The sequence below is a fragment of the Sphingorhabdus lutea genome, assembly GCF_001889025.1.
In the GTDB taxonomy this organism is placed as follows: domain Bacteria; phylum Pseudomonadota; class Alphaproteobacteria; order Sphingomonadales; family Sphingomonadaceae; genus Sphingorhabdus_B; species Sphingorhabdus_B lutea.
Genome location: NZ_CP018154.1, coordinates 162,734 through 188,056, shown reverse-complemented (window position 1 = coordinate 188,056; position 25,323 = coordinate 162,734). Strand labels below are relative to the sequence as shown.

Below are 25,323 nucleotides of genomic sequence, written 5' to 3'. Positions count from 1 at the left end.
AGAGATGCGTATCATCGTATTATTTAACTTAAAATCTGGCGTAAATGCCCAAGAATATGAGGCATGGGCCCGCGCAGATGATATTCCCACCGCCAATGCTTTGCCATCGGTTCATGAATTTACTGTGCACCGCGCCACGGGAATTTTTGGTTCGGATGCCAAATCCCCCTATGATTATATTGAGGTGATAGACATAAATGGCATGGATGAATTTGTCGGCGATGTATCAAATCCCGAATTTCAGGCAAAGGTCGCCCCGTTTCAGGCATTTGCCGACAATCCCATTTTCATTTTGACCAAGGATATATAATGCGATTTTCCGGAAAAACCATTATCGTCACAGGATCTGGCAAGCAAAAGGGACTTGGCCAAGGGATATTAGAGCGCTTTGCCGATGAAGGGGCAAATTGTGTTGTTTCCGACATTGTGATTGATGATGAGGCACAGCTAGTGGCCGATGGATTACGCGGGCGCGGCGCAAAGGTGGCCGCCATTGCATGTGATGTGTCGGATGCGGCGCAATGTGACGCCTTGGTCTTACAAACCGTGGATGCATTTGGCGCGGTGGACATTTTGGTCAATAATGCGGGCATTGGTTTTATGATGAAACCATTATTGGATGTTGTTTCCGCCGACTTTGCCAAGGTAATTTCGGTTAATTTGAACGGCGCATTTTATTGCACACAGGCAGCGGCAAGGGCGATGGTAAAGCGGCAAGAAGAAACCGGAAAAGGTGGCGGGCGGATTATCAATATTGCCAGCCAAGCGGCAAAAACAGGATTTCCGCATCTGCCTGCCTATGTCTCCTCCAAACATGGGATGATAGGGTTGACGCGGGCCAGCGCGGTGGAGCTTGGCATGCATGGCATTACCGTGAATGCCATTTGTCCCAATCATGTCACCACCGCATTGGGCGCAGAACAAAATTTATATTTCAGCAAATTATTGGGTTTTGAATCGGTGGAGGCTTATGTCGCCAATATGGCCGCCAAAAACCCCATGGGCCGCCCCGGCCTGCCCAGCGACACGGCATCCGCCTGTGCTTGGCTTGCCAGTGAAGAGGCCCATTATATTACCGGAGAGGCGTTAAATGTCTCTGGCGGGGAGGAAATGCATTAATGACCCATATTTTACCTGAAGAACGGATTGATTGGCCAGGTGGCGCAAAAATGGCACTGTCCATTGTGGTCAATGTCGAAGAAGGCAGTGAAATGACCATCGCACGCGGCGATCGCGGCATGGAACCGGTGGATGAACTTGGCATTCACATTAAATCACCCATTCGCAATTATGGCAATGAAAGCAATTATTTATATGGTATAAAGGCGGGTGCGCCGCGCATTGTGAAATTATTACAGCAATATGAAATGATGGCCAGTTGGACCGTCGCGGCGTTAAGCCTTGAAAATCATCCCGAAATTGGGGAGGCTATCGCCAAATTGGGGCATGAACCGGTCAGCCATGGCTATCGCTGGATACATCAATTTAAAATGGATGAGGCAAAGGAACGTGAATTTATTCAAATGGCGGTAACATCCATTGAAAAAACCACCGGAACGCGGCCCTATGGCTGGCTTTCGCGATATTTCCATACCGATAATACACGCCGATTATTGATAGAGGAGGGGTTTGAATATCATATGGATAATTATTCCGGTGATATACCCTTTTGGGATAAGGCGACTGTACCAGAAAAACCCATGGTCATTGTGCCCTATCAATTGGACAATAATGATATGAAAATGTGGACCGATCCGGCCATGACACCCGATCAATGGTTGGCCTATGCCATAAGGAATTTTGACCAAATTTACCGCGAAGGGGTGGAGGGTAATCCCAAAATGATGTCATTGGGACTGCATTTACGCATCATTGGCCGTGCGGGACGCATTTGGGCATTGGAGGAATTTTTCAAACATGTCAGAAAGCATGATGATATATGGGTGACCACGCGCCGCGCCATTGGACAGCATTTGCGCGAAATTGACCCCGCATAAGGAATTATCAAATATGACGTTAAGGTTGGAGAAAAAGGGAAAAATTGCCCATTTGATGATTGACCGTCCCGACAAACGCAATGCATTTAACCAGATAATGTGGGATTTATTCCCTATATTATTGGCCGATGCAATGGATGATGACAATATCCGTGTTTTAATGGTCCATGCCAGCAAGCAAAATGCCGCATTTTGCGCGGGCGCGGATATTGGCGAATTTGCATCCGGTGCGCCCGACCCCATTTGGCGGGCAAAAAATCAGGCATCCATTGCCAAGGTGCAATATGAACTGGCCCGCGCGGCAAAACCGACAATTGCGGTTATTGATGGCGATTGTGTTGGCGGAGGCTGCGGCATTGCCATTGCGTGCGACATGCGCGTGTCAGGGCATGATGCGCGTTATGGCATTACGCCGTCTAAATTGGGGCTTGTCTATTCGCTGCATGACACAAAATTATTGACCGATTTGGTCGGGCCAAGTCAGGCAAAGCGGATATTATATAGCGGCGCTTTATTGGACGCGGCAGAGGCAGCGCGTATCGGCCTTATCACCATTTTATCGCAAAACCCCTATGTCGATGCGGATGAATTGGCCCAGCAAATTTGCGCGACTTCGGCGCATAGCCAGCGCGAAAGCAAGAAAATGATCCGGCGCATTTTGGATGGTCAGGCGGATGATGATGCACAAACCAGCGCCTTATTCAACGCCGCTTTTGATGGGCCAGATTTTGCCGAGGGTGTGGACGCATTTTTGAACAAAAGAAAGCCAGATTTCACATGACCCATCATCTGCAACATGGGTCAATTTTGGGCGGGCTTTCCACCACGCCCAATTTGCAATTGGCGATAGATGATTATCGCGATATTTTGGGCATGAATTTGGTGTATGAGGGCATATTAAGCGATGAATTGGCGCAAAGTTGGAATTGCCCGAACAGCGCGGGCCGGCCCATAGCGATTTTTCAACCCAAAAGCGGGGCGCAATTTTTCATGCGTGTGGTCGAACAAGAGGATGTGCCACATTTTGCGCCCACGACAAGCTATGGCTGGGCCGCATTTGAATTAAGCGTGCAGGATGTTTTTGGCTGGCCAGATAGATTGCAAGGCAGCGGCTTTGAAATTGTTGGCCCGCCCAAGGAATTGGCGGGGCTGCCCTACTTCATTCCCATGCAAATTTTGGGCCGTGGGCGCGAAATGTTATATTTGAACGAAGTGCGCGAAAACACGCCCAGCACCGATTTACCCATGGCCCGTTCATTGGTGGACCATGCCTTTATTTGCATATTGGCCGCGCAGTATAGGGGTAAAGCGGTATCATGGTATGAACAGCATTTCGGATTTAATGATGGCGGCACTTATACATTGGAATATAGCATGATTAACAATGCTTTTAACCTGCCCAGCGATAGCATTACCCAATTGACCATGGTGCAAAAGGACCGATTGCCGATATTGGAGGTGGATGATTATCCCGAAATGGCGGACATTCGCCCAAGGCATAGCGGCATGTTGCCACCCGGCAATGCGGTGGTAAGCTTGGCCGTGGATGAATTGGATTCGTTAAATTTATCTTGGATTTCCCTACCAAAGATAAGGGATGAAGCCCCTTATTTGGGCCGTAAAAGCGCCTCGGTCATCGGCCCAGCAGGTGAAATTTTGGAATTGATAGAGATTTAACCTTCATGCTTTCCCACCGTCCAATGGGCAGCGTCTATATGCGATGTGGCATAATCCAAAGGCGCTTGCTCCAAAGTGGTGGCGATGCTGTCATTCCACCGGTTTAAAAATCCAAATAGGCCGATGACGCCCATAATTTCCATAATTTGCTGTTCGCTAAAATATTTACGTAAATTGATGAAATGATTGTCACTTGCCGCATTTGGTGATTGCCCTGCCGCCAGAGCAAGGTCCAATGCTGCTCGCTCGGCATTATTAAATAAATGGCTGGTCGAATATTCCCAGACGGACTGTAATTTTTCCGCATCATTGGGTGATATATTTGGCAATATTTTGGCCGCGCCATGGGCGGTATGCGCCTGGCAATAACGGCACCCTGCGGCTGCGCTTACTATCATGCCGATCATTCGTTTTAACAGATCATCCAATTCACCCTTTGCATATATGGTGGCGACAAGCTGTTGCATCGCGGACAATAAAGCGGGCCATTTCGCCATGGTCAAAACATCATTGGCGGAAAATCCCATAACTTCCTGCGCAAAGGAAAGCGTTTCCCTTAATTCCGGTGTTAACTCGTCCATGCTTAACGGTTTAATTCTCATTTTTTGACTTGCCTTAATATTTGCGCCGCGACTTTTTCGGCGGCTTCATCCAACACCGCGCGTTTTATATCGGTGCGTTCAACATATGCCGCATGGGGGATTAAGGTGGCGGCGCGTCTTGTCGCATCTAATAATGCCGATTGGCTGGCGATGATATGAACGGGGCATGATATTTTGGCAAATTGCCCCTCCACATCATAGCTAAAGCCCGCATGAAATGCTGCATTGCGCCCGCGCCCATGGCGCAATTGTTCGGTGAACATTTCAAAACTGCGCTCTACCCCTTGGCTTTCAATTCTTTTGGTCATGCCCAATAACCATGCCGGTTCAAGGCAGGAAAGTTCCGGCGTTATAACATATTCCCCGCCCGATTTGGGCAGCAGCTTTGCCCTTGTCTCTGCATCAAATGCAGGCACATCGATTATGGTGATTCCGTCCACAAATTGCGGCGCGATGATGGATAATTCCGCCGCCACCAAACATCCGGTATGGAAACCGACAAGATGCGTTTTTCGCCCATTGGTAAGTTCTTCCAATATTTCGGCCATGGCGCGTGCATAATCATTGATGCTGGCATCATGACGAAAGGGGGCTGATCCTCCATGGCCGGGATAATCGGGCGCAAATACCCGCCTGTTTTTGGCCAAATGCGGCATGATATTGGTATAGGCAAGGCCGCTATAGGGCGCAGGGTGAAGGCAGAAAATATCCACTTCTTCGCGATTTTCTCCGGCCATACGCCAATGAATTTGGCCAAAGCTGCTATCGCTATATCCTTTAATGATGGGGGGATTATGGGTCATTATTTTATTCGCCCATCACGCCCAACTTATCCATTTGTAAAATATATAATCGGCGGGTTAATGGCATAAGGATGAAGGGGATGATGCCAAAAATTATTGGCACAGTTGCCATGGCAAAACGGATATTTTCTTCGCCAAAAATACTGCTGGACAATTCGCCGACGACAATTGGCCCTAATGATCCATACCAGCTGATGATAAGGTAATAAATGGCGACAATTTGGCCGCGAATTTGCGATGGGGTAATCACCAATAAAGACGTGACCCCAATGGCCGATACAATGCCAATGCCCACGGTGTTGATACATAATATGGCAAAGGCGATTTCACCATTTGGCATGAATAGAGGGATAGCCGCGCTGGGCACCATGATGAAAAAACCAATATATAATAAACGAAGCGAGGCATCCTTTACGCCCTTTTTCGTCCACCAATCGGAAATGCTGCCGACTATCATCATATTTAACGGGCCAATGATTAACAGGGATAGGCCGTTAATATAGGCATATTTTTGCGCCGACCATCCCCATGTGCGATCAAAGGTGGCGGCCAAAAATCCCTGACTATAGGCGATGGCAGTCATCGTGCCGATTATCATGATAAATCCTGTATATAATGCCTTATTCTGCCAAATATATTTAATCGCATCGGTAAAGCTGCTGCCGCCGATAATATTGGATGAAACGGCGGCGGGACGGCGCATAGGTTCTTTGATGAACAGGAAAAATAACGCGAATATAATCCCCGGCAGGCCGACCAAGACCATGGTAAAACGCCATGGTGAAAGCTCCCCCAATAAAGGCAGGGATTGATGGCCGCTATTGGCTGTCCATGCGATAATCGCGCCGCTTAATAAGGATGCAAGCCCCGCACCAATGGGCAAAGCGGAGGAGTAAAATGCGATGGGTTTGCCGCGTTTTTCGGGTGGGAAACTATCCCCTATCATGGAAAAAGTGGCGGGGCTTAACGTTGCCTCGCCCACGCCCACGCCCATGCGGGCGGTGAATAGGGCGGCGAAATTTTTCGCCATACCCGTTGCCACCGTGGCGGCGGACCAAAATGCAATGCCAATGGCGACAATCCATGTGCGCCGTCCCCTGTCAATTAACCACCCCATAAATATGCCGACAAAGCCATATATGATGGTAAATGCGCTTAACAACCAACCGACATTGCGGTCGGACAATTGAAATTCGGCCTTTATCGGTTCGATTAACAAACCCAAAATATATCTATCGACAAAGCTGAAAATATAGGCGCCGGTTAACATGAAAACCAAAAACCATCCTGCGCCCGCGCTGGGATAGGGGGCGGTAATATGTTTATTTTGATGTTCGGACATGTTGGTCATTCGGCCTCTGCGATTAAATAAATCACCACCAAATTATCATCAAAATCAACAATGCCAATTTCGCGGCCAATGCGGCCATCATGGGTTTCCAACCGCCCTTCCTCATATACATGCAGGCCAAGGGCGCGGCTGTCCGCCATAACCTTATCCGGATCGGCCACGTCCAGCACTATGGCGCTGCGGCGGGGGTGCGGCACGGGGGCAAGGGGGATTTTCCCAATGGAGGACAGCGCCATCACGCGCGGCTGTCCGGGCAGGGACAATATAACAAAGCCAAGTTCCGCCCCGTCTGGAATTTCAAAAACCGGAATGGAATAGCTGTCTGGATTATGCCCCTTTGTATAGGTGACCTCAAAACCCAAAACGCCGACATAAAAACTAAGTGCTTTTTCCATGTCTGCGACTACGAAATTTGCCCGTTGAAAGCGTGTTTGTTGTTTCTCACTCATGATAAATTTTCCTTTAATTCCAAATTTCTGGCTCGCCGCGTACATTGCAACATTGCACGCCCATATTATTGCCATAATATAAATTGGCCAAGGCGCGGGGCATATGTTCAAAACCATGAACAAAATCCTGCACTGCTTTTAATTTTCCGTCGATTATCCATCCCGCCAAATCATCCATCACCTGTTCCCAATTATGCAGGTGATTATAAACGAAAAACCCCTTCATCATGCTGTCCGTGCGGCGCAGGCGGGTATAGTTGGATAGGGAAAATGGGTCGCGGCGTGTATATTCGCTAATCGATCCACATAGGACAATTCGGGAATGCATACGCAACCTTTCCAACGCGGCCTGTAACGTTTCGCCGCCTACATTATCAAAATATAGGTCAATCCCGCTGGGCAAATGTGCGTCAATCGCAGCAGCAATATCTTCATTTTTATAATCTATGGCCGCGCGGCATCCATGTTTTTTAATGAAATCACATTTTTCAGTGCCGCCCGCCATGCCAACTACATCACATCCCACAACATTGGCGGCCAATTGGCTGACCATTGATCCCACGCCGCCCGCCGCGCCCGAAAGCAGCATTTTGTCGCCCTTTTTTGGGCTGCCTGTGGCGAATAATCCGGCATGGGCGGACAGGCCGGTCATGCCCAAAACCCCTGCGCCCAATGCGGCGGGCAGTTTATTATTCGGCCCATAATTTGGCATGACAAAGAATTTTTCCTGCGGCGTCATTGCCGAAACCTTATATGTTTGCCACCCCATTTGCCCCTGCACCATCATGCCTTCTTTCCAATCGGGATGGCGCGATTTTACAATTTGTGCGACCCCGCGCCCGTGGATGACATTCCCAATTTTAAGGGCAGTCTCTCCCGATGGATTTTGGCCCATCATGTAAAAACGCATGACGGGGGCAAGGCCAAGATAATGGGTTTTTAATAAAACTTCCCCATTTTTAGGTTCGGGAATTTCCTCCACATGCCAGTGAAAATCCTCTGGCTGAACATTGCCAATGGGGTAGCGGGCAATGCGCCATTGATAATTTGCGTCATCACAAATTTTCTTGCCCCGCGACAATAGATCAAAATTCTGGGCATCAAAATTTTGCGCATCAGAGTTTTGCGCATCAGAGTTTTGCAAGGATGCGGGGGCGGCGTGCATCAATCATGCACCTTGACGATTTGGTTTACCTCAAAAAAATAACCATCCAAATCCCAGAAAGAACATCCAATCATATCCTTTTTCTTGCCATCTGCGCCGGTCACTTGCCACTCATGCGGCTCACAATGGATGTGCGAACCAAGGGCGCGGGCGCGCTCCACTGCGCCCTTTGCATCATTGCTGGCCACCACAAAAATGGGCGTGCCAAATTCTATTCTTGTGGGCAATTGTTTGGGGGCGTCTTGTTTTGGGTTTAACCATTCCAATAAACCAATCATGCCGATTAAATCATCTTCGCATTTTAGGATGATAAGGCGTGTTTCATCCCCCTTTTTCCCTGCCGCCAATTGATTGCCGGATAGGGTGAAGGGCGTGTCCATCCACGCCGTCATGCCGAAAACTTGCTCATACCAATTTTTGGCCTTGTCGCCATCGCGCACCATCAGGGTGGTTCTTTTGATGATATCAGCCATTTATTTTCGTCCCTTCAATTAACAATACTTGGCAATCGGCAATGCCATCGCGCAGTTTTTTTATTTCTTGATATTCGGCGCTATCCCAAAATTTTTGCGCTGCTGCCTTGTCGGGCCATTCGGAAATGACCATTGATGCCCCATCATATTGGCCGCTATTTTCGCCTTCCAATAATATGGCACCGGGGCCGCGCAAAACATATTTGCCGCCCATTTTTTCAACCAATGCGCCAGCGGCCATGCCATATCCGTTGATAAAGGCGTCGCGATCAGAAATTTTGGCGGTGACAATCATATAGGCAGGCATGGTAATGCTTTCGTAAAATTATTTGTCCGGACAAATTAGCGTAGGTTTCGCAATATGCAAATGTTAAATATAGTATAGCAAAAAATATGGATGCAATTTTTGATATAGCCTTCATATATTTGAATATATATTTGGGCAATTATTGCTGGGCCATAATTTCAAACAACTCAATCCAAATGCCATCTGGTGTAAAAAAACCAAAAATCCGAACCCTTCCATAGGGCGCTATATTTATATTGATAATCTGTGAAGTAACCATATAATTTTGCATTAAAAAATTATGCGACACCGCAATATCATCCACCGCAAAGCGATAGGCGGATAGGCCAAAATTATATGGCTTTGCCTGCTTGCTAAAATCACTGCCCTCTGCGCCTTCAAATTGTAATAATTCTATCGATCCATCATTTGTGCCTTGCGGATGTAAAATGGCAACATTTCGTGATATTTTTGTGGCCATATTATGCGGCAGACCAAGGACATTTGGCCCTTCGCTATCGCTTGGCTTATTGCTTAATAAATATGGTTTCATGCATAGGATATTTTCATAAAATTGACGGCTTTTGTCCATGTCTTTGACGATGCTGGTTGAATTGAAAACGCGGCTCATTTTCACCAAATTTGGCCATCCTTCCAAATTGGGCTTGATGCGTTCTATCATTGCGATACGCACGCCATCTGGGCCGCGCGCAATCCACTCTATCACTTCAAAAGGACCAAAAACATATTGTATCGGGGGGCTTTCCCCAATCCAGCCATCGGCAATCATTTTCTCGCGTAAGGCGTAAAGATTTTTGACGCGCATGTTCATGTCAAATATGCCGCCAATATCCCATGGACGATCATCGCTTCTTATCTGTTCTTGGCGAACTTTATCCAAATGGACCAGCCTGATATAGCCTTTATCTTCGCCCTTATTTGACAATAAATATGCCGTTCCCTTGGCTGAATTTGGCAATTCCCATAGATTTAATTCATCACCCATTTTTGCAGTGCTTTTTAATTCCCAACCTGCCTGTGTGGTTAGGAATTTAATCCATATTTGCGGGTTGCGCGTGGTCAGGATAATTTCCTGAAACCCCGATTTTATATGCGTGCATTGGGGCTGATTACTGTCATTTAATACAGCCGATTCCATGGGTTCATTTATCATGTTTGGCGAAGCATTGGCCATTTGCGGACCAAAAATAAAGATGAGTGATAAAAAAATGACTCGAAAACAATTTGAGTAAATATTATTCATTTTCAATATCCTATCGCAAATAAACTGGTGCAAACATGCAACATTACCGCCCATAATAGGCAGAAAAATAAAATTTGTCTGGACAAATTTTGTAAAAACGTCATGTCTAATAAACAAAGAAGCAAGAAATGTTTCCAAGAGGGGAAGAAAATGAGAAAAATTATTATTGCATCCTTATGTTCTGCATCATGTCTTACTTCGCCATTATTGGCGCAGGAAGCCGCTCCGACGGAGAATGGCGGCATTAAAGAAATTGTGGTAACTGCACGCAAGACAACCGAATCAATCAATAAAGCGCCAGTGGCGGTGACTGCATTTGATAGCGAGACATTGGAGGATCGCGGTTTAAACGATATTGCCGATATTGGTAACCAAACCCCTGGTTTAAGTTTTAGCCAAGCATTTGGACGGGATACAGATCGTCCGGTTATTCGCGGTTTGGGTAATGTTCTTACCGGCGTACAATTTGGCGTTGAATCGGGCGTGTCGGTATTTATCGATGGTGCATTGTATCGCGGTGATATTCAATCGCTTGATTTTTCATCCCTAGAACGGGTTGAAATTGTGAAGGGTTCTCAATCCGCGCTATATGGCCGTAACACCTATTCGGGCGCAATAAATTTTGTCACCAAAACGCCGGGCAATGATTTTACTGGGCAATTATCGGTTCGCGCCGCCGAATATGGCGAAAAAAATATATCGGGCAGTATTTCTGTCCCCCTTATCCAGGATGTGGCTGCGGTGCGTTTGGAAGGGCGTTATTATGAATATGGCGGGCAACATCGCAACAGCTTAACCGGGAAAAAGGTTGGGCAAGAAGAAAGCACAAATGTTGCGGCTACATTTTATGTAACCCCCGGTGATAATGTGCGCTGGCGCACGCGTGTTTCATATGAAATCCAAGATGACGGCACACCTGCCTTATTTATGCAAGGGGCGGATCAAAATAATTGCAAACCCGGATTTAGAAGCGCCAATTATCGTGTTGGGTCATCATTCTTTCCCTATTGGCCTAAAACAGCCACATCGACAAACACAAATCAATATTTCTGCGGGGTTATTAAGCCTGGAACAGTGGCGTTAAATAATGATCCTGTGCCGGTACTGGTGCGCAACAGCGCATTTGGGCCATTGGTTACCGAAACGCGTGACGGCACACCGGTTGATGGATATTATAAAAAGCGTTGGTTTGTCAGTTCGGGTGTTGAGGCTGATTTAGGCGATAGCGGGTGGAGCATGGGCGCAATTTTCGCCTATCGCAATGAATTGTCACGCACCGGCACTGATAGCGACCATAGCGATGCCTTTGTTTATTTTAACACATTATTTGACCCTGTTCCAACCGCGACAAGTGCGCTGCCAGCATTTGCCAACACTCATGTTAGCAGGGCCGAAGATGTCAGTGCGGAGTTGAAATTATCAACGCCGCAGGACAAGGCTGTGCGCGGTAGCATTGGTGCATATTTATATGATTTTCAAATCCGTGACCGTGATATTACATTCACATCTGGCATAGATGGTATCCCCTATGGTTCGGCGGGAACTGATGAGGAAACAATTCGCAACAGTTCCGTTTTTGGACAGGTGGAATTTGACCTTGGCCCAGATATTACAGTGGGTGTAGAGGGTCGTTATATGGTGGAAAGCAAAAGCCGCCGAGAATTTACCACATCGGGCTCAACATTATTTCGCGGTGCAACAACCAAGGATTTCGTCCCGCGTGTGACCATTGATTGGAAACCAAGTGATGATAGTCTGATTTATGCCATTTATACCGAGGGTAATAAGCCTGGCGGCACAAATGGTTCGGCGGGCATATCCATCGGGCGTTCAGATTATGAACCCGAAACGTTGCGCGGCGGTGAAATTGGTATCAAACAATCATTGCTTGACCGCAGATTGCAAATTAACCTTTCGGCATATTATAATAAGGTAAAGGGCGTGCAATTAACCACCGCTTTACCCGTGGGCAGCGGTACTTTAACCTCTATCGCCACTAATCAGGGCGATGCCACGGTTAAGGGTTTTGAGGCGGAGTTAACCGCCAAATTGGCTGATCCATTGACGCTAAATTTGGGTGTTGCCTATACATCGGCAAAATTCACCAGCGGCTGCGATGATTTTCAATATGTGTTAAATTCGGGAGGTTTCCTGATTTCAAATGCGTTAAACCCTCTACCGTCAGAACTGCCGCTTTGTTCGATTAAGGGTAACCGCCTTCCGCTTGGTTCACCATGGCAGGCAAATGCCGCATTGGATTATCGCACTGATATTTCCGATAGGCTTGAATTTTTTGCCAATTTGAACGGCAGTTATGAATCATCAAAATTTGTTCAAGTGCATAATTTGGCCGAAACGGGCGATACTTTCTTGGCCAATGCACGTTTGGGTGTTGGCGGAGAAAATTGGGAATTTGCAGTCTTTGGCCGTAATTTGACCGATGAGGACTCAATTCCTCTGGCAACGCGCTGGTTTGATTTGCGCCACGGCATTGGTGTTGGCAATGGACAACCTGCAAATCCATCAACAATTGGTTTTCAAACTTCTCTTGACCGCAGTTTCCCCCGCGCATTTTTCGGCGCGCTGCGCAAGGGGCGGACATTTGGCGCAGAGGTTAAGTTCAAATTTTAATATAGTCTCTCCTATATTATGAAAAAAAGCCCCTATGCGAATAGGGGCTTTTTTTATGGTTATGCAATTGACCGTTATATTTATGGGAAGTTTATTATGGACATATATGCCCCATTTCTAATCAAATAATGCTATCATAATATATTAGGATAGGGCGTTTAAGACGTGCATGGCCGCGCTTTCGCCGCTTTCCAATGCGCCTTCTAAACCGCTACTTTGCCGCGCCATATGTTCGCCCGCCAATATGATGCGGCCCGTTTGATTTTGGACCATTTGCGCCAAAGCGCGGCCCTGACCAGTGCCAATATGATGATAAATGCCGCGCGCATATTTATTCTTCTGCCAGCTGTAAATTTTGACAATGGATAATTGCCCTTTTGCAGAAGGGCGCACGCGCTCAATTTCGCCCATCACCATTTTTCCTGCCGTTTCTTCATCCATCTTGTCAAAAATATCTGCGCTTTGCCCATTTAACCAGATTTTTAACATGGGCGGTATGTTATCAAGCACGAAAACACGGCCCAATAGGGGGGCATTACTCCATATGTCACTTGGCAGGCCATCTTCTTGCCAAAATGGCGTCTTGGCCCGTAAATATATAAAACTCGCCCTTGTATAGGGCAGGGAAGCGATAATCCTTTGCCTCTCCAAATCCAAATTATGGGCAATGTCGCGCATCACCGAAAATGGGATGGTGCAAATAACAAATTTTGCGCGTATTTTTTTGCCATTTTCCAGATATATATCCGTGCCATCCTTATCCTGATGCAATGCAGCAATGGGGGTGTTGATTTGTATATCCGACCGCAGGGCCGCAGCCATCGCATCGGTCATACGCTGCGTTCCGCCCTTTACCTGTGATACCGCGCCCTTTGAATGTGCAAATAATGTCATGCTACGCGCGATATGCAGCATGGATAATTGATCCACATTACTGCCGTTTAAATTCGCCTCTATTAACTGCATTGCCTGATGTGATGCGCCATATGAGGAAAGAAAATCGCGCAAGGAAATGTCTAATGTCTGGGCATCTTCCTCCATCCATGATGTGATATGGGGCAGGGTCGCTAACTTGCGTGTATAATGACTAAATAACCCATTTGGCGCTATATGTTTTTCTGTTTCGGACAGCAAATTTACGGTTGATGTCCGCCATTGCTCCTGTGTCATCACCTTGCCATTTATATCGAACAATGATGATGAAGCAGTATAGGGGCTGTCATATAAATCGACATTTAAGGACCGCGCAATAGCACGAAACCGAGTATATGATGGGCCGATTTGAATCCCCCCCGCATCGGGCGCACCGGCCACATCGTCAAGCGTATATGCACGACCACCAATGCGTCCACTGGCCTCTATTATCAATGGAGAATATCCCTGAGCCTCCAAAATTCTAGCCGCGTTTAATCCCGCCAATCCTGCACCAATAATGACCACTTCATGCATATTTTGCGATCCGTTATATGACTGAATGGCCATATTCTTCGGCGCAGAGGCGCAGGATGCAATCCCCAAAGCAGAGGCGGCAAGCATGGCCCGGCGCGTTAAATATTGCATTAACGACTCCTATTATTCGGCGGGTTCGACCGTGCAACTTGCCTGCATCCACCGCAGGTTGATACCGATACGTTTTGCATCAATATCGGCCCAGCTATAGCTGACCGCGGATTGCGGATTGTCCGATGTAAAAACATATAGCACTAGGCTGGGCTTATTGCTGCTCCCTACGGGCCACATGACGCGCCGAACGCGCAATATGGTTTCCGGTGCGCCGCTGTCCCCGCCGCCCAATTTCGTTCGGCCGCCCTGATCATGTAATTTTAGATTGGCAGCAAAAATCCAATCATCATTTGATGATATGCTGGCCTGCGCATCTTCCGAAACAGGGGTTGCTTTCTTTACCGCCGACCAGCATGAAACCGGATTTGCACGAATTAAGGTGGTGGTTCGGCCTGCCTCGCCATTTTCTTCACCACCAATTTGCAAGGTGATTTCATCATCATTTACGCCCAAAATATCGACATTTTCGGGGGGTGCGATTATATTTCCAAAGGCGTCAATAAATTCAAATTTTTCATTTGTTGGCGAAATAGCGGCGCGAATGGATAACCATGGCGCGGGATTTTTCTTTGCTTCTGCGTCAAAATATACTTCTTCCATATTGGAATAAATGCGCGGCTGCTGCGTTAATGTTTTGCCGCTGTCCGTGCCGTTTGCCGCATGTTCTTGGGTGATATTGGGCGCGGCATTTATTGGCGCACAGGATATTAACGCCGCCATATATACATAAAATAATAGGGGGGTGGGACGATGCATCATCATTTTTACATCCTTAAAAATAGTTGTCCGGACAAATTGCGTTAAATAATTTGTTTTGGCAAGGCTAAAACCCTATAAGATAGTCATGATGATGAAAAATATTTTTTCTCGCCGGCCATTGGCCATATATATTGCTGCCATGGCGGCTTTGTCTTTAACCGCATGTGTGGGCCGCGCGGGGCCGGTGGGCAATGCCAATGTGCCCCAACCTGCAAAATCGGTGCAGCTGGACCTATATTTGGGTAAATGGTATGAAATGGCGCGATATGAAGCGCCCTTTCAAAAGGGATGTGACGGCGTCACCGCGGATTATAGCATGCGCGATGATGGCAAAATTGACGTGGTGAACCGCTGTATAAAGGATGGTAAGACCAGCACGGCCAAGGGCAAGGCAAAATTGGTTGATGACGGCAATGAACATATTAAGGGCGCAAAATTAAAGGTCAGCTTTTTTGGTCCATTTTACGGTGATTATTGGGTGCTGGACCGTGCAGATGATTATAGCTGGTCCATTGTGGGCGAACCATCGGGGCGTTATTTATGGATGTTAACGCGACAGGCAAATCCGCCCGCCGCCATGCGCAAAATTATTGAAAATCGCGTTCGGCAAATGGGCTATGACTGGTCATTGGTGCGCCAAACAAGCCATGCAAAAATGGATATCAGCGATCAAACAGTGTTTTGGCAAAATTTGCAAAAATTATGCGGGCAAAAATTATCTGGCAAATTATTAAGTGATGAGGCGGCGGACGCGGACTTTGTGGGCAAGAAAATGACAATGCATGTGGAAAAATGCACCGATGAAGAGGTGCGCGTGCCATTTCATGTCGAAACATCGCCCGGAAAATGGGACAAATCACGCACATGGGTTTTTACCCGCACCCATAAAGGCGTGCAGTTAAAACATGATCACCGCCATGACGATGGCACGCCCGATGCCGTCACCAATTATGGCGGCATGTCGAAATATAACATGGAAGAAATGGCAGCGGAACAAGATAAGGGCCAAGAAAATAACCCCAATAATATGGCATGGCTGCATTTTCCCGTGGATGGCGAAAGCATTGCCAATTTCCGTGCCAATGGATTGGACAAATCGGTCACGAATATATGGAGCGTGGGAATTAACCTAAATGCCCTAAAGCCGATGGAACAGGCAAGCGGCCCAGCGGATGGAGATGCCGCGAAATTAAATGCCTATGACGCGGCGGGTAACCCATTACCCATTTTCACTTACCGCCTGCTCCGCACCGGCGAAAACGCCCGCTGGTTCGAAGTTGGCTTTCGGTAGGGGGGCTCTAGTTACCATAGTTGTGAGTAGAATTGTTTTACTGCCGAAAATGCATCGTCGAATTCAGGCAAAAATTCGACCTCATTTTTTAAGGTTAACCAATCTTCTCTAGACCGTTCGATTATTTCTGGGTCTTCTAATGAGGCATTTGTTGGTTCAATATTTCTGCTTTGACATTTTTTTATGAGTGCTATTTTGATTTTTTGTTTGTCATAATCCGTGAAATCATGATTTTGAGTTATAAACCATAGGTCATATACGTCTTGTCTTCGGTTTCTTTTTCTCAACTTTTGTTGTAAAATAGCTCTTAATTTTTCAGCAACAAGATCGTGTTTTGAATATGCAAAAAAGCTGAGTCCGCTATCTCCTATAGCAATTTCTTCAATACAGAGAATTTCTTCGTTAAAGCTTATATCAGCATATATAATATTATTAGATTTTCCTGAAATTAATTTTTTCTCGCTTTCCTCTCCTCTATTTGCAAAGGCAAATTTAATTTCTACTGCGGGCGCTATAGCGGCTTCAAATACAGTATCTTTCGGACGATATTTAACTGTCTGAATTTTCAGAATAAGATTGGGAGCACCTATTTTTGCTGCGGCTAGAGGTAAGGAATCGGCTAATTCTTTTTCAAGAACTGCTAAAAAATTTTTATGCGGCTCTGCGGTTGTAGAGAAGTCAATGTCTGCGGTATTTCTTCCGCTTTGATATACGGCGCCAACCAATATGCCACCTTTTAATAATATTTTGTCTTTAAAGCTTTCTGTTAAACCAATAGCTGCTAGTAATAGCTCTGTCGCAATACGTTCTTGTTGGGTTTTCCTGTCATGGACAACAGCATCTTCCCAAGCTTGGAAATTTGCAGGTCGAACTGCTTTTAGCTTCTCTGGGTCAGACATTTAAAGAGATCATCCATTGTTCAGAGAAAACAGGTTTATATGGCCCAGTAGGATCTAGTCTTTGACTGCCTCCCCTCTGCGCAAATTGCATCCAATTTTCAACTGTAAGGTTTTTTAGACCTAATAGTTCGGTTAATATATATCCAGCCCTTACTTTAGTTAGTTTCTTATCAGCCTTTTCTATCCTATCCACTATTGCACTAAGGTATATCGGAGCGTGTTTAGTAAAAACATCTATCACATGTGCCATACCACCACATCTTTCTGGCTGCTCTAACATGTTAAGGAAGGTCTCCCCAATGTCTGTCACACGCACATGTGAAGATTTTAACCGTGTAGTGTTTGGGTATCGTTTTGTATGAAATATTTCTAAATTTCTATCTCTCACAATTTTACGATGATGCCTTCTATAGCGCTTAGGGCCGTCCTTGTCATCGGCATTCAAATTTGCATTGGTCACGCGTGACCAATGATCGTTTGGGCCTACCGTGATGTATAATGAACGAGGTCTTCTATCTGTCAGGTTGAATATTTGCATGGCACTAAGATGTGATATGCAAGTGCTTTCATCGACTAGGCAAACTATTTCATCGGCTTGAACATCAGAAACTTGGTTCACCCGCCACATTTTGTTATAATCGTGATCCCTGGTAATGATTTGTTCTGATTTGAGTATGTCCTTTATGCGTTGAAGGGTAGATAGTTTTGGTGTGCTACCCCTTAAATAAGTTATAGAACGTTTTTCGTATATATCAGATATAATTTTCCATAGCGTATAATCTTCAATTAATGCTAAGTTTAACCGCGAAAGTTCTTTCGCCACCACCTCACTTAATTTGGTGGCTTTTTTTCTTTCAAAGAAAGGCTTTGTGCTATTGTCCATGGCAGTCCATATAATTACGTCCTTAGGACGTAATTATATGGACTGCCATACAAAGTCAAGAACTACATTATAACCATTAAATACGCTTGACATTTGCAAGGAGATTGTATACTAAAAGTCCTAAGGACTTTTAGTATACAATCTCCAATATTCATATGAAATTTAATCTTCTACTTATTCATTAATGAGAAGAAGCAGGCTTACGAACTAAGTGCTAATCTTATCTCTATAGATCATCACCCAAAAACCCGTCTAAATGTTAAATTAACCCGTGGGCCATGGGCTGTTTTTTCTTTATTAATGCCATGTTTCCAAAAATGCTGGGTTGTGCCCTTCATCAATAATAAATTGCCCGAATGCAGGGGGATTTTGATATTTGTCCGTGATTTTTCATGTCTATGTTTCATGATAAGGGTGCGGCTTGCCCCATAGCTAAGCGAGGCGATAGCCGGATTTTGGCCCAATTCGGCCTCATCATCGCTGTGCATGCCCATGCTGTCATTTTGATCACGATATAGGTTTAGAAAAACGGCGTTAAAATGCTCGCCCGTTACCTGTTCAACCTGCCTTTTTAACGCGCGTAAAAAATCCGTCCATGGCAGGGGTTTTAGGATGATTGACGAATAATGATATTGCGCCTGTTCATCACCATAATAGGCGATAAGACGGGGCTGTGCATATATTTTGCCGAAAATTTTAATATCTTCTTGCCGCCATGATATTTGGGCGGGGTCGGACAAAATGCCCAAAATCTCATCATGGGATAATTGGGAATAGGGTGGGGGCAATTTAAAACTATTTAAGATAGAAATATCCGCATCGGGCATTAAAATTGGCCGAAAAATATTTTCATCGTCAAATAAATTTTTCAACTGCCCCCATCCATTATTTAATCAAGCTCGCGTTCTTAATCATCTTCGCATTTAATCATGCTCATTTTTAATAATGTTCGCATTTAATCATGCTCACGGTCGCCTTGGCCCATATAAAGCTCGCTGCCGGTATCTTTGAAAACCTTGCTCATCTCCTGCATGCCTGCCTCTGCCTCTGCGGGGGCAAGGTTGTCGCCATTATCGCTATTCAATCCGGTAAAGGCCGTATTGGGATTATTGGCGGCGAATTCGCGCACTTCTTGGGAAATTTTCATGCTGCAAAATTTTGGCCCGCACATGGAACAAAAATGCGCGGTCTTTGCGCCCTCTGCGGGCAATGTTTGGTCATGATATTGTTCAGCCGTATCGGGATCAAGCGACAGGTTAAATTGATCGCGCCAGCGAAATTCAAACCGCGCCTTTGACAATGCATCATCGCGCACCTGTGCGGCGGGATGCCCCTTGGCCAAATCGGCGGCATGGGCGGCCAATTTATAGGTGACAACGCCAACCTTTACATCATCCCTATCGGGCAATCCCAAATGTTCCTTTGGCGTGACATAGCAAAGCATGGCCGTGCCATACCATCCGATTTGCGCCGCGCCGATGCCGCTGGTTATATGGTCATATCCCGGCGCAATATCGGTGGTGAGCGGCCCAAGCGTGTAAAATGGTGCTTCGCCACATGCCTCCAATTGCTTGGTCATATTTTCTTTAATTTTATGCATGGGGACATGGCCTGGGCCTTCGATCATCACCTGAACATCTTGATCCCATGCGCGTTTGGTAAGCTCGCCCAATGTATAAAGCTCGGCAAATTGCGCCTCGTCATTTGCGTCATATATGCTGCCGGGGCGCAGGCCATCACCCAATGAATAGGCGACGTCATATGCCTTCATGATTTCTGTAATTTCGTCAAAACGTTCATAAAGGAAACTTTCCTTATGATGGGCAAGGCACCATTTTGCCATGATGCTGCCCCCGCGTGAAACAATGCCCGTCATGCGTTTGGCGGCAAGCGGCACATAGGGCAGGCGCACACCGGCATGGATGGTGAAATAATCAACGCCCTGTTCCGCCTGTTCAATCAATGTATCGCGGAAAATATCCCATGTTAAATCCTCGGCAATGCCGCCCACTTTTTCCAATGCCTGATAAATGGGAACAGTGCCAATTGGCACGGGTGAATTGCGGATAATCCATTCGCGTGTATCGTGAATATTGCGGCCAGTGGACAAATCCATGACCGTGTCCGCACCCCAACGGATGGACCATACCATTTTATCAACCTCTGACGCTACATCGCTTGCCACCGCGCTATTGCCGATATTGGCGTTAATTTTGACAAGGAAATTGCGGCCAATGGCCATAGGCTCGCTTTCGGGATGGTTGATATTTGACGGAATGATGGCGCGGCCGCGCGCCACCTCATCGCGCACAAATTCGGGCGTGACATAATCGGGAATGGATGCGCCAAATGACTCCCCATCGCGTTTATATTCGGCCAAACGTTCGCGGCCCAAATTTTCGCGTTCGGCGACATATTCCATTTCGGGCGTGATGATGCCTTTACGTGCATAATGCATTTGGGAGACATTTTGCCCCGCCTTCGCTCGTAAAACTTTCTTTTTCACATGGGGAAAGGGTGCGACCCCGCCGCTGCGATCTGGGCCAAGCTGTCCATTATCCTCTGGCTTTACCTCGCGCTGGTCAACCTCCTCCACATCGCCGCGCGCGCGAATCCACGGGGCGCGAAGCTCGGTCAAACCCTTTTCAATATTCACCAAAATATTTTCGTCGGTATAGGGGCCGGATGTGTCATAAACGCGCACAGGTGGTTCGCCCGATGATGGCTCAAGATATATTTCACGCATGGCAACGCGAATGCCGCTGCCGGACTTTGCGGCAACATGAATCTTTTTTGACCCGCGAATAGGGCCAGTGGTTACACCGATTTCTGCTTTAGTTGGGATGTCGGCCATGTAAAAATACTCCAAATAAATTAAAGGAAGTATTGCGTAAATTGCCGCTCCACTCCCTCCGCCTGCGTCAACAGGATCAGGTTCATCGGGTCGAACGGCGTTACACGCTCCTCTCAGTCACATGACTCCCCGGGGATGATGGCAATGTAGTGCAGTGCGCGCGTAGCGGCAAGCAGATTTTCATCAATAATTATTGCTTAACCCGCCTTGGGTATATTCATCCGCCAGCTTGCCATGCCGCAATGCTTTCCACCGGTGCGATAAGCATTAAGATGTTGAGCGTTAAATTATCGCGGATCATATAAAGGGTGAATAGTTCAAAAATGATCGCGGTGGCGATGATATATTTAACCGGAAATCGCGCAGCAAGGATAAAGCCCAATGTCATCCATCCAATGTCGGACATGCTGTTAATGATGCTATCCCCGGCATAGCCCCAGCTGATGGTGACCTCCCTATATCGATCGATAATCAATGGCGTGTTTTCCAAAATCTCCCACCCGCTTTCAATCAACACGGCCAAGGGCAGGGCCCATTTTTGTAAATTGGGGTGGCGGCGAAAAATCATCCACGCCAATGCGTAAAAAAGAAAGCCGTGGATGATATGGCTGAACATATACCAATCGGCGATATGTTGGCTATTTTGGGATGATTGCACCACGCCATGCCATAATTTCACCGTGCCACAGGCGCAAATAAGCGGACGGTTCATCAATAATAATATGATAAGGGTGATGGCGGCGATGGCCAGAGCGGCAATCCATCCTTTTTTATGTGACCAGCGCAAATCCACTCTCCATTTAAAAAATTAAGTCAATGAAGAGTATAGATAATTTGCTTTAATAAAGATATAATTTTCACCGATATATTTTGGTGATAATATTAAAAACTATAACTGACCCCGCCTGCTAAAAACCATTGATTGGCCGTGCCGCGAATGGATGTGGCGGGGGTTTGCGCGGCGGAATTTTTGAGGCGGCTATAGCTGACAAGGCCAAAGAGCGAAAAACCGCCATCCAAAGCATTGCCGGATAAATCATATCCACCCAATAAATTTGCGCCCACGCTCTTTGCCCCGCCCTTTGCATTAAAAATGGGAAGGCCGCTGGCGCTGCTTTGCTGTGCATCAACATTATAATAATATTGGGCATAATCATCATCCACAATATCCGCCGAAATGCTAAACCGTGCAAATGCCGCACGGGATAATGGCGTTGAATATGCGGCATAGGGCGTGGATATTATTCCATTATGCCGCCCGCTAATATCGAACAGGAAATCCGCGCCAAGGGTTAAGCTGTCAAATGGGTTTAGCACCTTGTTTATTTCCACACCGGTCACCGCGCCAATTTCAATCGCGGCCTTTCGCTCACCCAATTGTTCCACCACCGGGTCTTTCAAATTGCCCGTGCGGTCGGTGCGGACACGAAATTGTGGTCCCAAAATGGGCTTTACGCGTTTCTTATCCTTATTTTTTACAAAATCGACATAAAGACCGGGGCCGCGCGCGCCAAAGCTATATCCTGAAATCTTGCCCAAAATAATGGGCGCAGGGAAAATGCGGCTATTATCCGACCCTTCATAGGAAGCGCCGCTGCCCACGCCCACGCCGATAGTGACCCAATTATCATCAAATATCGTTTCACCAAAACTGGCTGGCGGGCCGGATTTTTCCGGGTTATTTGCTTTGGTTTTTTGGGTGCTTACGCTCTTATCTTGTGTGGTTTCGTCATGTTCCGTTGTTACTGCGATTGCAGGATTGGAATGCGCCACAAGGAAGGAAATGGCAATTAAGGCAGGGATATATTTTTGCATCTGGTATAGAGGCATGATTACTCCAATATTCTATATCCCCCCGAATATAGAGCCCTATATCATATTTTCTTACTTAAAGCATATATTTCATTTTAATATTTTGTTTGATGGTCATACCATCGCCAATGGTAAAACTTGCCGATTTGAACTTTGGCGGGCCAAAACCAATGGCAGGATTGCGGGAAAAGCCAAATCCTTCCTTGGGGATCATAATCGCCATGTCCATTTTGCCATTGCTATTTTCATCATGAATGACCGAAATGGCATATGTGCCGCCCTTTGGCACGACCAATTTAACCGTTCCAATGCCATTGGCGGTGACAATTTGGCTTATTGCCTCCTTATCCTTGCTGCAATCGGGAAATGCCTTTGGCTGCGCGGTAAGGCAGAGCATGATTTTACCCTTTATATTTCGAATATTGGTAAAATTAATCTCTATGATGCTTTTGGTGGAGGTGGCAGCGCGGGCCGTGGGTATAGGGTTAAGCGGCGTCACCGCCATGGCGCAAAGTGCCAAGGCCGACATCTGTGCCGCATATTTTGTCCCAAAACCTGAAATAAAGCCCATAATTTCCCCGATATATATCATGATGTTTTTGATGATGGGTTGCTGTTATCATGCATTTACCCAACCTGCCATGAACAATCCATTTGGGGAATATTTCCCACCCCATATGATTGGCAATACCCATAAATGTCATAATGGTTAAAATTATTCCTAAAACGGATATATGAACGGGCAATATAAAAACCATGAAAGGCAGGAATAATGCGCCGCTAAATGCCTCTATGGGGTGAAAGCTCATGGCGGCCCATGCCGTTGGCGGGCGGCTTTCATGGTGAACCGCATGGGCAATTTTGAATAATTTGGGGATATGCATGGCGCGGTGCGTCCAATAAAAATATGTGTCATGCGCAAATAAATATAAAAATAAAGATATCGGCAAATACCACAGCGGATAATCGGAAATATCCTGATAAATAAATGTCCAACCCAAATTTTGCCACCCCCATGCAACAATGCCCGCCGGCACGCCATAAATGCCCGCCGATAATAGGGACCAGTAAATTTCACGGCGCATTTGCCGCCCCAATTTTTGATAAAGTGCAGGAAATTTTTGTTGTGTCAGCCATGCAAAAAAACCACTGCTTACCAAATAACGCAGCGCGATGATGATGGTCATGATAATGGCCGAGGCAAGAATGGAAAAATTCATTTGATGATAATAAACATATTATGGCGCAAAGTTTACCCATAAATTCACATTAAAATTTCATATAAATGACATAATCGGTATTTTTGATGATGTTTTACCATTTTACATTTATGCGCCTTGGGCTAGGGAGGTTTTATGTCTCAAGCGCCTTCTCCTGAAAAAAATATCTCCACGCCGCCTGCCAATTTGAAATGCGATGTCGCCATTGTGGGTGGCGGTCTTGCCGGTGGACTGGCCGCCATTGCTTTGGCCAAAATGCGGCCCGAGTTAAAGGTGATGTTGATAGAACAAAATGACCATTTTGGCGGCAATCATTTATGGAGTTTTTTCAGCAGCGATATTGACCCACAGCATAGCTGGCTTATCGCGCCGCTTATCACCTATGGCTGGGCGGGATATAATGTCGATTTTCCGAAATTTAATCGGCATTTAGACAATAAATATTATTCCATAACGTCGGACCGTTTGGATGAATATTTACGCGAAATATTGCCTGCGGACAATATGATTTTGTCCGCCAATGTTAAGGCGTTAAGCCCGCGTTTGGTGGTGTTAAAAGGGGGGCAGAGGATAAATGCATCCTGTGTCATTGACGCGCGCGGCGGCGCAGATACCCGATTTTTTGATTGCGGGTGGCAGAAATTTTGCGGCCAAATGCTGCAATTATCCGATCCACATGGGTTGAAACATCCCATCATCATGGATGCCAGTGTGGACCAAAGCGATGGATATCGTTTTGTGTATGTTTTGCCATTTGGCATGGATAAATTATTTATCGAAGATACCTATTATCATGATGAACCGGAAATGCAGGTGGAAAGATGGCGCGGGAATATTGCCCGCTATGCCGCGCAAAAAGGGTGGAATATTGACGCAATTATCCGTGAAGAAGCAGGGGTTTTGCCCGTTATTATGGGCGGGGATTTGGAAAAATATTGGAATAGTGGCGGCAGCCGCATTGCCAAAATTGGCGCGCGCGGGGCGTTTTTCCATGCGGTGACCAGCTATTCCCTGCCCGATGCGGTGCGTATAGCGGCATTTATAGCCCAGCAGGATGATCTGGACGGGGATAAATTGCATATGCAGCTATATCATCGTGCACAAAGCCATTGGAGCGGGCAAAAATATTATCATATGCTCAACAAAATGCTGTTCCGCGCCGCCGAACCGGCGGAACGATATAGGGTGCTGGAACGCTTTTATACTTTGTCTCCACAGCTCATTGGACGATTTTATAATGGTACGTCATCGATAAAAGATAAAATTCGCCTCTTGTCTGGAAGGCCTCCTGTCCCCATAACAAAAGCAGTTAAGGCGCTGGGGGCAGCAAAATACAGGTGATTA

General features: G+C 46.4%; 26 protein-coding genes and 1 riboswitch. Of the genes, 8 read left to right on the top strand and 18 right to left on the bottom strand.

Annotated features, from left to right (window positions below; genetic code table 11):
- The first annotated feature begins 4 nt into the window (after positions 1–4).
- Genes LPB140_RS01005 through LPB140_RS00985 form a run of 5 tightly spaced genes read left to right on the top strand, consistent with a single transcriptional unit; the run spans position 5 to position 3,674 of the window.
- Complete coding sequence (locus LPB140_RS01005) at positions 5–310, top strand: RedY/HapK family protein (protein WP_072558295.1); 306 nt, start codon at positions 5–7, stop codon at positions 308–310.
- Complete coding sequence (locus LPB140_RS01000) at positions 310–1,119, top strand: SDR family NAD(P)-dependent oxidoreductase (RefSeq protein WP_072558294.1); 810 nt, start codon at positions 310–312, stop codon at positions 1,117–1,119. The genes LPB140_RS01005 and LPB140_RS01000 overlap by 1 nt, the downstream gene beginning before the upstream one ends.
- Positions 1,119–1,997 carry a polysaccharide deacetylase family protein gene (locus LPB140_RS00995; RefSeq protein WP_072558293.1) on the top strand — a complete coding sequence of 293 codons (879 nt, stop codon included), beginning with the start codon at positions 1,119–1,121 and terminating at the stop codon, positions 1,995–1,997. Before LPB140_RS01000 ends, LPB140_RS00995 begins: the two co-directional genes overlap by 1 nt.
- A gap of 13 nt (positions 1,998–2,010) precedes the next feature.
- Positions 2,011–2,778 (top strand): enoyl-CoA hydratase/isomerase family protein, encoded by a 768-nt coding sequence (locus LPB140_RS00990; protein ID WP_072560087.1) that lies wholly within the window; start codon positions 2,011–2,013, stop codon positions 2,776–2,778.
- Positions 2,775–3,674, top strand: coding sequence for a hypothetical protein (locus LPB140_RS00985; RefSeq protein WP_072558292.1), 900 nt, complete (start codon positions 2,775–2,777; stop codon positions 3,672–3,674). Before LPB140_RS00990 ends, LPB140_RS00985 begins: the two co-directional genes overlap by 4 nt.
- Here LPB140_RS00985 and LPB140_RS00980 read toward each other — a convergent pair.
- From LPB140_RS00980 to LPB140_RS00945, 8 genes are all read right to left on the bottom strand, one after another.
- Positions 3,671–4,276 (bottom strand): carboxymuconolactone decarboxylase family protein, encoded by a 606-nt coding sequence (locus LPB140_RS00980; RefSeq protein WP_072558291.1) that lies wholly within the window; start codon positions 4,274–4,276, stop codon positions 3,671–3,673. The two genes, LPB140_RS00985 and LPB140_RS00980, sit on opposite strands and share 4 nt — an antisense overlap.
- Complete coding sequence (locus LPB140_RS00975) at positions 4,273–5,079, bottom strand: alpha/beta fold hydrolase (RefSeq protein WP_072558290.1); 807 nt, start codon at positions 5,077–5,079, stop codon at positions 4,273–4,275. The genes LPB140_RS00980 and LPB140_RS00975 overlap by 4 nt, the downstream gene beginning before the upstream one ends.
- A gap of 4 nt (positions 5,080–5,083) precedes the next feature.
- Positions 5,084–6,430 carry an MFS transporter gene (locus tag LPB140_RS00970; RefSeq protein WP_072558289.1) on the bottom strand — a complete coding sequence of 449 codons (1,347 nt, stop codon included), beginning with the start codon at positions 6,428–6,430 and terminating at the stop codon, positions 5,084–5,086.
- Entirely contained in the window at positions 6,427–6,879 is a 453-nt protein-coding gene (locus LPB140_RS00965; protein WP_198024133.1) for a VOC family protein, read from the bottom strand. Before LPB140_RS00965 ends, LPB140_RS00970 begins: the two co-directional genes overlap by 4 nt.
- 13 nt (positions 6,880–6,892) lie before the next feature.
- A complete protein-coding gene (locus LPB140_RS00960; protein ID WP_083549787.1) occupies positions 6,893–8,044 on the bottom strand; it encodes an MDR family NADP-dependent oxidoreductase in 1,152 nt (383 codons plus the stop codon).
- Positions 8,044–8,517, bottom strand: coding sequence for a VOC family protein (locus LPB140_RS00955; protein ID WP_072558287.1), 474 nt, complete (start codon positions 8,515–8,517; stop codon positions 8,044–8,046). Before LPB140_RS00955 ends, LPB140_RS00960 begins: the two co-directional genes overlap by 1 nt.
- Positions 8,510–8,824 (bottom strand): DUF1330 domain-containing protein, encoded by a 315-nt coding sequence (locus tag LPB140_RS00950; protein WP_072558286.1) that lies wholly within the window; start codon positions 8,822–8,824, stop codon positions 8,510–8,512. The genes LPB140_RS00955 and LPB140_RS00950 overlap by 8 nt, the downstream gene beginning before the upstream one ends.
- Before the next feature lie 139 nt (positions 8,825–8,963).
- On the bottom strand, positions 8,964–9,977 hold the full coding sequence (locus LPB140_RS00945) for a VOC family protein (protein WP_156874083.1): 1,014 nt from the start codon (positions 9,975–9,977) through the stop codon (positions 8,964–8,966).
- Between the two features lie 240 nt (positions 9,978–10,217).
- Between LPB140_RS00945 and LPB140_RS00940 the strand changes: the two genes are divergently transcribed.
- Positions 10,218–12,698: a TonB-dependent receptor gene (locus LPB140_RS00940; RefSeq protein WP_072558284.1), complete on the top strand. Its 2,481-nt coding sequence runs from the start codon at positions 10,218–10,220 to the stop codon at positions 12,696–12,698.
- A 144-nt stretch (positions 12,699–12,842) separates the two neighbouring features.
- Here LPB140_RS00940 and LPB140_RS00935 read toward each other — a convergent pair whose 3' ends face one another.
- Complete coding sequence (locus LPB140_RS00935; protein ID WP_072558283.1) at positions 12,843–14,258, bottom strand: flavin monoamine oxidase family protein; 1,416 nt, start codon at positions 14,256–14,258, stop codon at positions 12,843–12,845.
- A 12-nt stretch (positions 14,259–14,270) separates the two neighbouring features.
- Positions 14,271–15,023 (bottom strand): hypothetical protein, encoded by a 753-nt coding sequence (locus tag LPB140_RS00930; protein ID WP_072558282.1) that lies wholly within the window; start codon positions 15,021–15,023, stop codon positions 14,271–14,273.
- Between the two features lie 136 nt (positions 15,024–15,159).
- Between LPB140_RS00930 and LPB140_RS00925 the strand changes: the two genes are divergently transcribed.
- Positions 15,160–16,311: a lipocalin family protein gene (locus LPB140_RS00925; RefSeq protein ID WP_198024132.1), complete on the top strand. Its 1,152-nt coding sequence runs from the start codon at positions 15,160–15,162 to the stop codon at positions 16,309–16,311.
- Between the two features lie 11 nt (positions 16,312–16,322).
- Here the strand turns inward: LPB140_RS00925 and LPB140_RS00920 are convergent, their stop codons facing one another.
- The 8 genes from LPB140_RS00920 to LPB140_RS00885 form a co-directional block, all read right to left on the bottom strand.
- Positions 16,323–17,210 carry a nucleotidyl transferase AbiEii/AbiGii toxin family protein gene (locus LPB140_RS00920; protein WP_083549782.1) on the bottom strand — a complete coding sequence of 296 codons (888 nt, stop codon included), beginning with the start codon at positions 17,208–17,210 and terminating at the stop codon, positions 16,323–16,325.
- Positions 17,203–18,093 carry a hypothetical protein gene (locus LPB140_RS00915; protein WP_072558280.1) on the bottom strand — a complete coding sequence of 297 codons (891 nt, stop codon included), beginning with the start codon at positions 18,091–18,093 and terminating at the stop codon, positions 17,203–17,205. Before LPB140_RS00915 ends, LPB140_RS00920 begins: the two co-directional genes overlap by 8 nt.
- A gap of 236 nt (positions 18,094–18,329) precedes the next feature.
- The gene (locus LPB140_RS00910; RefSeq protein WP_198024131.1) at positions 18,330–18,965 is read right to left on the bottom strand and encodes an alpha-ketoglutarate-dependent dioxygenase AlkB family protein; all 636 of its coding nucleotides are present in this window, start codon (positions 18,963–18,965) and stop codon (positions 18,330–18,332) included.
- An 83-nt stretch (positions 18,966–19,048) separates the two neighbouring features.
- On the bottom strand, positions 19,049–20,947 hold the full coding sequence (gene thiC, locus LPB140_RS00905) for a phosphomethylpyrimidine synthase ThiC (protein WP_072558279.1): 1,899 nt from the start codon (positions 20,945–20,947) through the stop codon (positions 19,049–19,051).
- 35 nt (positions 20,948–20,982) lie between these two features.
- A riboswitch (TPP riboswitch) is annotated at positions 20,983–21,089 on the bottom strand.
- A 75-nt stretch (positions 21,090–21,164) separates the two neighbouring features.
- Positions 21,165–21,734 carry a DUF2585 domain-containing protein gene (locus LPB140_RS00900; RefSeq protein ID WP_072558278.1) on the bottom strand — a complete coding sequence of 190 codons (570 nt, stop codon included), beginning with the start codon at positions 21,732–21,734 and terminating at the stop codon, positions 21,165–21,167.
- A 95-nt stretch (positions 21,735–21,829) separates the two neighbouring features.
- The gene (locus LPB140_RS00895) at positions 21,830–22,762 is read right to left on the bottom strand and encodes a MipA/OmpV family protein (RefSeq protein ID WP_072558277.1); all 933 of its coding nucleotides are present in this window, start codon (positions 22,760–22,762) and stop codon (positions 21,830–21,832) included.
- 73 nt (positions 22,763–22,835) lie between these two features.
- Positions 22,836–23,288 carry a DUF2141 domain-containing protein gene (locus LPB140_RS00890; protein ID WP_232223423.1) on the bottom strand — a complete coding sequence of 151 codons (453 nt, stop codon included), beginning with the start codon at positions 23,286–23,288 and terminating at the stop codon, positions 22,836–22,838.
- The gene (locus LPB140_RS00885; protein ID WP_072558275.1) at positions 23,245–23,979 is read right to left on the bottom strand and encodes a sterol desaturase family protein; all 735 of its coding nucleotides are present in this window, start codon (positions 23,977–23,979) and stop codon (positions 23,245–23,247) included. Before LPB140_RS00885 ends, LPB140_RS00890 begins: the two co-directional genes overlap by 44 nt.
- Before the next feature lie 135 nt (positions 23,980–24,114).
- Here LPB140_RS00885 and crtY point away from each other — a divergent pair, with 135 nt between their 5' ends.
- Positions 24,115–25,320, top strand: a complete 1,206-nt coding sequence (gene crtY / locus LPB140_RS00880) for a lycopene beta-cyclase CrtY (protein ID WP_072558274.1) — start codon at positions 24,115–24,117, stop codon at positions 25,318–25,320.
- Positions 25,321–25,323: the final 3 nt, after the last annotated feature.